Below are 7,994 nucleotides of genomic sequence, written 5' to 3' on the forward strand. Positions count from 1 at the left end.
AAGGTTTGAAAAACCAAAGTTTTCGGAAAATACAATTATAAACAAGTAATAAATTATTCAAACTTCACCATACAATCAGCATCTGCTTCCCCTCAAAGCGGCGCAACCAGCGCACGAAACTCGGCTACTTTCTGCCAAGCTTGAGCATCACGCAGGAAATTAAATTAGAATCGTGCTAATTTTAACACGGGGCGAAGCTGCCTCAGGGAGTAACAGGGAGAATATTCTATGCAACTCAAACCGATTTTCGCGGTTGCCTGTGTTGCGGCCGCATTCGGCGTTTCGTCGGCATATGCCGGTGCACCTGACAGCCCTGGTGCTGGAGGAAAGGCGGTGAAGGAAGCCGTCGCCGCAGTCAAAGGCGCTGGCCTTACTTGGGGCGAAGTCGTCAGCGATTTCGTTCAAAACAACGACGGCAATCTGGGCAATCAGGTAAGTGCCTTGAACGAGCCGAACCCCGCCAATGACAATGGCGGAGGCAACGACTGACACGGCAACGGGGTGCCAGATGCTTCGGCTAAGGCGCTTGCCCGACCAGTAGGCCGGGCGGTTTGTAAACTGCCGCAAGCCGCCCGGTTTACGATACGCACTACACTTCATAAATAAAACCACGGGCGCTGCCCCGCGCAGCGCCATGCGATATTATAGTTCTTATTATTTTATGGTCAGCCTCGGTTTTCTACATCGCGGCATTTTACAAATCTAAATCACCCGCATTTCGAATGGCCGCAATCGCTGCAAACCATGCAGCCCTCGACCATGCGCATCGCGTAAGCGCCGCAGTTGGGGCACGCAGGTGCGCGCGGTGTGCCGTCGGCGGCCAGCGCCATCGCGCGCGGATCGACCTTCAGGCCCAGCCCTTCGCCGTCGATGAAGCCGATGGCGATCAGGTGCCGCTCGATCACCCCGCCGATCGCGGCAAGGATCGAGGGCACATATTTGCCTTCCATCCACGCGCCGCCGCGCGGGTCGAACACCGCTTTCAACTCTTCGACCACAAACGAAATATCCCCGCCACGCCGGAACACCGCCGAAATCATCCGCGTCAGCGCCACGGTCCAGGCGAAATGCTCCATGTTCTTGGAGTTGATGAACACCTCGAACGGCCGCCGATGCGCGCCCTGCACGATGTCGTTGACGGTGATGTAGATGGCGTGTTCGCTGCCCGGCCATTTCAGCTTGTAAGTAGCCCCCTCCAGCGACGCCGGGCGCTCTAGCGGTTCGGTCAGATACACCACCTCGGCACCGCTGTCGCGCTCGGGTGCCTTTTCGGCAGCCTCGTTGACGCTTAGCACCGAGCCTGTCACGGCGTTTGGCCGGTAAGTAGTGCAGCCTTTGCAGCCCTGATCCCAGGCTTCCATATAAACCTGCTGAAAATCGTCAAAGGCGATGTCGGCGGGGCAATTGATGGTTTTCGAGATCGAACTATCGACCCATTTCTGCGCCGCCGCTTGCATGCGCACATGGTCCAGAGGCGGCAGGGTCTGCGCGTTTACGAACCAGTCCGGCAGGGGCGCATCGCCATGCAACTCGCGCCACATCTGCACCGCGTAATCGACCACCTCTTCTTCGGTACGGCTGCCATCGGGTTGCAGCACCTTGCGGGTGTAGCCATAGGCAAAGACCGGCTCGATACCGGAACTGACGTTGCCTGCGTAAAGGCTGATGGTGCCGGTGGGGGCGACCGAGGTCAGGTGGCTGTTGCGAATGCCATGCGCCCGGATCGCCGCGCGCACATCCTCATCCATCGCGGCCATGTTGCCCGAGGCAAGGAACTTTTCGGCGTCAAATAGCGGAAACGGCCCCTTCTCGCGGGCAAGATCCACCGAGGCGAGGTAGGCCGCGCGGGCGATGGCGCGCATCCACGCTTCGGTCTGCGCCGCAGCCTCGGGGCTGCCATAGCGCAGGCCCAGCATCAACAGCGCGTCGGCAAGCCCGGTCACACCAAGGCCGATCCGCCGCTTGGCGCGCGCCTCGGCCTCTTGCTGGGGCAGTGGAAAGCGGCTGGCATCCACAACGTTGTCCATCATCCGCACCGCCACCCGCACCAGCTGGTCGAGCGCCCCGGAATCTAGCGCCGCTGTGTCCTCGAAAGGCTGCGTTACCAGCCGCGCAAGGTTGATGCTGCCCAGAAGGCACGCGCCATAGGGCGGCAGGGGTTGTTCGCCGCAGGGGTTGGTGGCTGCGATGGTTTCGCAATAGCTCAGGTTGTTCAACGCGTTGATCCGGTCGATGAAGATCACCCCCGGCTCGGCGAAATCATAGGTCGCGCGCATGATCCGCGCCCAGAGGTCGCGCGCATTCAGCGTATGATAGACCTTGCCGCCAAAGCGCAGATCCCACGGCCCGTCGGCCTTGACCGCCGCCATGAAATCGTCGGTCACCAGCACCGACAGATTGAACATCCGCAGCCGCGCCGCATCTTGCTTGGCGGCGATGAAGGCTTCGATGTCGGGGTGATCGCAGCGCATCGTGGCCATCATTGCGCCGCGCCGACTGCCTGCCGACATGATCGTGCGGCACATCGCATCCCACACATCCATGAAGCTCAGCGGGCCAGAGGCATCTGCCGCGACCCCCTTCACCTCTGCGCCGCGCGGGCGGATTGTCGAGAAATCATAGCCGATGCCGCCACCTTGCTGCATGGTCAGCGCCGCTTCCTTCAGCATCTCGAAAATGCCGCCCATCGAATCGGGAATCGTGCCCATCACGAAGCAGTTGAACAGCGTCACCGCGCGCCCGGTCCCCGCCCCGGCAGCAATCCGCCCCGCTGGCAGGAACTTGAAATCTTCCAGCGCCTCGTAAAAGCGCGCCTCCCACAGCGCAGGCTCGGCTTCGCCCTCGGCCAGTGCCCGCGCCACGCGCCGCCAGCTATCCTCGACCGTCAGGTCAAGCGGTGCGCCATCAACTGCTTTCAGGCGGTATTTCATATCCCAGATCTGTTCGGCGATGGGGGCAGCGAAGCGGCTCATGGGGTTCGGTCCAATTTGGGGGATGCGGCTGCAAGGGGCGGTCACGATACTCGCGCACCGCGCGCAGGTCAACGATTGCTCCGCAGGCCGCAATCCCTATAGTGCGCCGGGAACCGGGGGCGAAATGACCGAGACGCTGCATCTCATCAAACTTTGCGTGGGCGCCAAAAGCGTCGAAGACCTTCTCAGCTGGCAGCGCAGTCGCTATGCGGACGGCCCAGCCCAGCACGTTACCCGCATGTGGCCCAAGCGCGCCGAGGGCCTGCTGGCTGGCGGATCGCTCTATTGGGTCATCAAGGGCGCGGTGCTGGCGCGCCAGACCTTGCTTGGGCTAGAAGAGCGTCGCGGTGCGGATGGTATTCTGCGGTGCGCGCTGATCCTATCGCCCGAAATCATCCGCACCGAGGCGCAACCCCGCCGCCCGTTTCAGGGCTGGCGCTACCTCAGCCCCAAGGATGCGCCGCGCGATCTACCGCGTGGGCGCGAACACGCAGACCCGTTGCCGCGCGATTTGCTGGATGCGATGTCCGTCATCGGCCTGCGCTAAGACGCGGCCGTTCGCGAACCGCCCGTGCAACCGGCTAATGACTTGTCGTTTTGCTAAATCGTGGCCGGTAAAGGGACGCGATTTCCAGCGCCTACCAGTTGCCGTCGATCAGCCTTTTCACGGCCTCGCGCCAGCTTGGCACCGGCACGAACTGCCCCTTGGCCAAGAAGCTTTGCACTTCAAAGATCACCTGCGGGTCGTTGACCATGGTCGTATGCGCGACTGGCAGCACGATATGGTCATTCATCCCCTCAACACGGGTGCTTTCAACGCTGACGATGCCATCATTCTCGCCGTCAATCAGCAGCGATGCGATTGGGTTGATCTTGCGGTTACCCGCGATCACGCCCAGCTCGAATGCGACGCCGGGAAGGCGCGGCGATAGTGCCGTTTCACCCTCGGTTGCCAATTGCATCGCCGAGGGCCCGCGCAGCCATGCCAGCGTGTCCGAGCGCATCAACAGATCTGCGAACTCCGAGCCCTGATTGGGTGGGGCCAACATCACCGCGCGCCCGATGCGCGCGGTGTTCTCGCCCTTCAGCGCCCAGACCCGTAGCAAAATGCCGCCCATCGAATGGGTGACGAAATCAACCGACTCCGGCTCGTGGCATTCGGCGATTGCGGCATCGACATAGCCCACCAGTTCTTGCAGCGGCGCTTCGGTCGATGGGTAATCTGAGTTCACCACCTGATAACCCTGCCGCTTCAGCACGCCTTCCAGCAAAATGAGCGAAAGGTCCGATCGCGCCAGCCCATGCAACAGCACGACGCAACGCGCCTCGGCAGCAGTGATGCTGCTCAACACAAACAGAAGGGCAAGTGACAGGGGGCGCAACATCAGCCCGATGTAGTCATGCCCGCGCCGCGTTTCCAGTGCCGCGTCAGGCGCGCGAATACATACCTTCGTAAATCGGCACCAACGTTTCGGTTTCAAACAGCGACGATACAGAGGTGCCGTTCCAGATGTTCAAGATCGCCTGCGCGAACATGGGTGCCACTGGCACGATGCGGATATTGGGGCAGGCGCGCACTGCTGGCGTGGGTTCGATCGAGTCGGTGATGACCAGCGATTTCATCGACGAGTTCTTGATCCGCTCGACTGCGGGGCCGGAAAGCACGCCATGCGTGATGTAGCTATGCACCTCGGTCGCGCCGCTTTCCATCAGCAGATCGGCTGCTTTAACCAGTGTTCCTGCGGTATCGCAGATGTCATCGACGATCAGGCACTTCTTGTCGGTGACATCGCCGATCACGGTCATGCCGGCCACTTCGCCCGCTTTTTCCCGGCGCTTGTCAACGATAGCCAGAGGTGCGCCGATGCGCTGCGCAAGATCGCGCGCCCGCGCCACGCCGCCCACGTCGGGCGAAACCACCATGATGTCGGAAAGCTGATCTGCGAAGTGATGCTTGATATCCAGCCCGAACACCGGCGAAGCATAAAGGTTGTCCACCGGAATATCGAAAAACCCCTGAATCTGCGCGGCGTGCAGATCAAGCGTCAACACCCGGTCCACGCCCGCCTCGGTCAAAAGATTCGCCACCAGCTTGGCCGAGATTGGCGTGCGGGCCTTGGCGCGGCGATCTTGGCGCGCATAGCCGAAATAGGGGATCACCGCCGAGATGCGTGCAGCCGACGACCGGCGCAGCGCATCTGCCATGATCAGCAGCTCCATCAAGTTGTCATTGGCCGGGTTCGAGGTGGATTGGATGATGTACATATCCTCGCCACGCACATTCTCGAACACTTCCACAAAGATCTCACCGTCGTTGAATCGTTCGACCCGCGCTTCGACCAGCCCGACATTCATGCCCCGATGCATCGACATTCGGCGCGCAATGGCCGAGGCGAGAGGCCGGTTGGCATTGCCGGAAATCAGCTTGGGTTCGGTCATGGCAGGCATGGGGCAACTCCTCGGGAGGTGGTCGGGGCGAATGCGGTGCCGCCGACTTGCAGGATTCGGGCGATTGCGCCTGCCTTAGCACCGGGCTAGCCTGCCCGCAAATGCAAGCGACGATGGGGGCGCGCGAGATGGCGCATATCGACTACTTTTTCACCGTGATCTCGCCCTGGACCTATCTTGCGGGCAATCGACTAGAGGAAATCGCCGCGCGGCAGGGTGCGAGCGTGGAATATCATCCGCTTGATGTGATTGCCCTGTTTGCGCGCACCGGCGGCACGGCACCTGCTGCGCGCCATCCCTCGCGGCAGGAATACCGGGCACAGGATCTGCCGCGTTGGGCGGCAAAGCTGGGGATGCCGTTCAACCTCAAACCCGCGCATGTGCCAACCAACCCGGCCCCTGCCGCCTATGCGATCATTGCGGCACAAGCGGCGGCGGCAAAGGGTGCGGGGGGCGACCTTGGCGGTCTTGTGCAGGGCTTTCTCCGCGCCGCATGGGCCGAGCAAAAAGACGTGGCCGACGATGCGGTGATCCGCGAGCAGTTGGCCGCGCATGGTTTTGACCCGGAACTGGCCGATAGCGGCCTTTTCATCGGTGCCGAAACCTATGCCCGCAATCTTGAGAAGGCTGTAGAACGGGGCGTGTTCGGCTCCCCCTTCTATATCGTGCGCGAAACCGATGCGCGGTTCTGGGGGCAGGACCGGCTTGAGATGCTTGAAGACCATCTTGCGGGGCTTTGATGCCACTTGAGGATAGGGCGGGCCACAAGGTCTTTTCGCAAGTCTTTGGCGCGGGGGCGCGCCCGGCACTGGCCATTCACTGCACGCTTGCACATTCGGGCGCTTGGGCGGGCGTGGCGGCGCGGCTGCCACAGCTTGCCTTCACCGCGTTCGATATGCCCGGCCACGGCCAAAGCGGGCCTTGGATGGGTAGCGATTACCACGGCGATGTCACGCGGATTGCGGCAAGTTTCATCGACCGCCCGCTTGACCTGATTGGCCATTCCTTCGGTGCTTCGGTCGCGCTGCGCCTTGCCGTGGCAGCCCCCGAGGCCGTGCGCAGCCTGACCCTGATCGAACCGGTGCTGTTTGTCGCCGCCGCAGGCACGCCCGAGTTTGCAGCCCAAGCCGATGACAACGAGCGCTTCCGCAACATGATCGCGGCGGGCGAGGCCGAGGCGGCCGCCCGCGCTTTCGTGGCGCAGTGGGGGGCCGGGCAGCCTTGGGAAAAGCTCGACCCGCGCGCGCGCGCCGCCTTTAGCGCGCAGATGCCGCTGGTGCTGGCGGGGGGCGAGGCCAATTTTACCGATACCGCGCGCATTTTGCGCGATGGGGGGCTCGAGGCGATCGATGCGCCGGTGATGCTGATCCGCGGTGCCAACAGCCCCGCGGTGATGGCCACAATTTGCGAGGCCATCGCCGCGCGGCTGCCCGATGTCGGGTTGGCGGTGGTGCCGGGCGCAGGGCACATGCTGCCGGTCACCCACCCCGCACAGGTAGCCGACCTGATCGCGTTGAACCTTAACCGCGAATAAGCGCCAGCAATCCGTCCACATCATCCTCGGTGGTGGACCAGCTGCACACCAGCCGCGCGGCCAGCAGCGCATCATCCGGCCCTTGCAGCGACTGATCAAAGGGCCAGAGGTAATACGCGGCCCCCCCTTCATGCGCGCGCCGGTGCCCTGCGCGCGAAAAACTTGCAAAAACCGCGTTGGCCTCGGTTGGGTGCACCAGATGCGCGCCGGGCACGGTCAGAATCCCCGCCGAAAGCCGCGCCGCCAAGGCGTTTGCTTGCTCGGCAAGCCGCAACCAAAGCCCACTTTCGAGATAGGCCAGCATCTGCGCCGAAAGGAAGCGATGCTTTGAAAAGAGGTGCCCTGCCCGCTTGCGCCGCAGTTCAAACTCCCACGCCTTTGCCGGATCGAAAATGATTACCGCCTCGACCCCGAGGCAGCCGTTCTTGGTGCCGCCGAACGACACCACATCAACACCCGCGCGCCATGTCATGTCGGCGGGGCTGGCCTTCGTCGCGGCGATGGCGTTGGCAAAGCGCGCGCCATCAAGGTGCACCGGCAAGCCAAAGCCCTTGGCAACGCTGCACAACGCGGCCACTTCGGCGGCGCTGTAAACCGCGCCTTGTTCGGTAGAGTTGGTAATGCTGACCATGCCGCGCTGCACATTGTGCACACCCGAGCGCCCGGTAAAGGAAATCGCCTCGCTCAAGCCCGCGGGCGTCATCTTGGCATGCGCGCCATCGACCAGAATCAGCTTCGAGCCGCCGGTGTAAAACTCTGGCGCGCCGCATTCATCCTCTTCGATATGGGCGTTGCGGTGGCAGAAGATCGCGCCCCACGGCGGGGTAAGAACAGCGCAAGACAGCGCGTTGGCCGCGGTGCCGGTGGCAACCAGATAGACCGCAGCTTCAGGCGCCTCGAACACCTCGCGCAGCCGGGCGCGCACCTGCTCCATGATAGGGTCATTGCCATAGGGCATCGCATAACCGCTGTTGGCGGCGATAACGGCTGCAAGAATCTCGGGTGCGGCGGCAGAGGTATTGTCAGAGGCGAAGTTCATT

8 protein-coding genes are annotated in these 7,994 nt (G+C 62.4%); 4 read left to right on the forward strand and 4 right to left on the reverse strand.

Annotated features, from left to right (window positions below; genetic code table 11):
- Positions 1–228: 228 nt before the first annotated feature.
- Positions 229–489 (forward strand): hypothetical protein, encoded by a 261-nt coding sequence (locus tag ABY403_RS10800; RefSeq protein WP_372840816.1) that lies wholly within the window; start codon positions 229–231, stop codon positions 487–489.
- Between the two features lie 218 nt (positions 490–707).
- Here the strand turns inward: ABY403_RS10800 and ABY403_RS10805 are convergent, their stop codons facing one another.
- Entirely contained in the window at positions 708–2,972 is a 2,265-nt protein-coding gene (locus ABY403_RS10805) for an adenosylcobalamin-dependent ribonucleoside-diphosphate reductase (RefSeq protein WP_372840817.1), read from the reverse strand.
- A 124-nt stretch (positions 2,973–3,096) separates the two neighbouring features.
- Here ABY403_RS10805 and ABY403_RS10810 point away from each other — a divergent pair, with 124 nt between their 5' ends.
- Positions 3,097–3,519, forward strand: coding sequence for a DUF1489 family protein (locus ABY403_RS10810; RefSeq protein ID WP_372840818.1), 423 nt, complete (start codon positions 3,097–3,099; stop codon positions 3,517–3,519).
- Positions 3,520–3,610: 91 nt separating this feature from the next.
- Here the strand turns inward: ABY403_RS10810 and ABY403_RS10815 are convergent, their stop codons facing one another.
- The gene (locus ABY403_RS10815; protein ID WP_372840819.1) at positions 3,611–4,357 is read right to left on the reverse strand and encodes an esterase/lipase family protein; all 747 of its coding nucleotides are present in this window, start codon (positions 4,355–4,357) and stop codon (positions 3,611–3,613) included.
- A gap of 43 nt (positions 4,358–4,400) precedes the next feature.
- The gene (locus ABY403_RS10820) at positions 4,401–5,420 is read right to left on the reverse strand and encodes a ribose-phosphate pyrophosphokinase (protein WP_372840820.1); all 1,020 of its coding nucleotides are present in this window, start codon (positions 5,418–5,420) and stop codon (positions 4,401–4,403) included.
- A 128-nt stretch (positions 5,421–5,548) separates the two neighbouring features.
- Between ABY403_RS10820 and ABY403_RS10825 the strand changes: the two genes are divergently transcribed.
- Together ABY403_RS10825 and ABY403_RS10830 are read left to right on the forward strand one after the other, a co-directional pair.
- The gene (locus tag ABY403_RS10825) at positions 5,549–6,160 is read left to right on the forward strand and encodes a 2-hydroxychromene-2-carboxylate isomerase (protein ID WP_372840824.1); all 612 of its coding nucleotides are present in this window, start codon (positions 5,549–5,551) and stop codon (positions 6,158–6,160) included.
- Positions 6,160–6,954, forward strand: a complete 795-nt coding sequence (locus ABY403_RS10830) for an alpha/beta fold hydrolase (protein WP_372840822.1) — start codon at positions 6,160–6,162, stop codon at positions 6,952–6,954. The genes ABY403_RS10825 and ABY403_RS10830 overlap by 1 nt, the downstream gene beginning before the upstream one ends.
- Here the strand turns inward: ABY403_RS10830 and ABY403_RS10835 are convergent.
- Entirely contained in the window at positions 6,941–7,993 is a 1,053-nt protein-coding gene (locus ABY403_RS10835; RefSeq protein ID WP_372840823.1) for a low specificity L-threonine aldolase, read from the reverse strand. The genes ABY403_RS10830 and ABY403_RS10835 overlap by 14 nt on opposite strands.
- Position 7,994 lies beyond the last annotated feature (1 nt).

This window comes from Phaeovulum sp. (genome assembly GCF_041596715.1).
Taxonomy (GTDB): domain Bacteria; phylum Pseudomonadota; class Alphaproteobacteria; order Rhodobacterales; family Rhodobacteraceae; genus UBA6213.